This is a genomic window from Agitococcus lubricus (genome assembly GCF_003051055.1).
In the GTDB taxonomy this organism is placed as follows: domain Bacteria; phylum Pseudomonadota; class Gammaproteobacteria; order Pseudomonadales; family Moraxellaceae; genus Agitococcus; species Agitococcus lubricus.
Genome location: NZ_QAON01000066.1, coordinates 1 through 1,121, shown reverse-complemented (window position 1 = coordinate 1,121; position 1,121 = coordinate 1). Strand labels below are relative to the sequence as shown.

Sequence of the window (1,121 nt, the reverse complement as noted above, 5' to 3'; positions counted from 1 at the left end):
GGTAATCCTCCCATTTTTAACCGCAGTTAAAAGTAGAGGTTAGGCTATTAGAGCCAGCTTTTGTTTTGGTGGTATTCCACCATTTGCTTTGTTCGGTCGTTCATGGTTGTAAAACCACAGCCATTCTGTCGCATGTTCCTGAACTTCGGCAATACGGCTAAACAAATATTGATTAAGCCACTCATAGCGAACCGTCCGATTGTAACGTTCCACATACGCATTTTGCTGTGGATTGCCAGGCTGAATAAACGTCAGTTCTACCCCATGTGTTTCAGCCCACGTCGCCAACACCGAACTAATGTATTCAGGGCCATTATCACGACGAATTTGTTTCGGTTTCCCACGCCAATCAATGATTTGATTCAAGGTACGTACCACACGCTCTGACGGCAGTGAAAAGTCTACTTCAATGGCCAATCCTTCACGATTGAAATCGTCAATCACATTGAACAGACGAAAGCGTCGTCCATTTTCCAACTGGTCATGCATAAAATCCATAGACCAGCACTGGTTGGGGGCATCTGGTACGGCTAATACATCAGGCTTCTCTCGTTTTAACCGCTTCTTCGGTTTAATGCGTAAGTTGAGTTCCAATTCACGATAAATCCGCAGTACTCGCTTGTGATTCCAGCCAAAACGTTTCACGTTGCGTAGGAAATAAAAACACATGCCAAAGCCCCAACTATGATGAGTCGTGGTTAAACGTATCAGCCAATCCGCAATCATCGTATTCTCATCGCTGAGCTTCGCCTGATAGCGATAACAGGTCTCGCTGATGCCAAACAGGGCACATGCGAGACGCACAGGGATAGTTCTTTCCTTTACCGCCTTTTGCGCCAACTCTCGTCGGCGCGACGGCTTTACCACTTTTTTTCGATGGCCTCTTTGAGTATTTCGGCTTTGAGCCGTTCTTCGGCATACATCTTTTTCAAGCGAGCATTTTCGGTTTCCAGTTCTTTTAGCCGAGCCATCATGGAGGTATCCATTCCGCCATATCTTGACCGCCACTTGTAAAAAGTTGCTGAACTGATGCCGTGTTCACGACACAACGCTGGCACAGGTGTCCCTGCTTCAGCTTGTTTGAGAATAGCCATGATCTGGCTGTCACTAAATTTCGATGT

Annotated in this window: 1 protein-coding gene; it reads right to left on the bottom strand. The window is 46.3% G+C overall.

The window, feature by feature from the left end:
* Nucleotides 1-39 precede the first annotated feature (39 nt).
* A protein-coding gene (locus C8N29_RS16655) for an IS3 family transposase (protein ID WP_239987208.1) occupies nucleotides 40-1,121 on the bottom strand; the annotation gives its coding sequence in 2 pieces (ribosomal slippage) (nucleotides 40-929 and nucleotides 929-1,121; 1,083 coding nt annotated over the 2 pieces). This gene is flagged as partial in the annotation.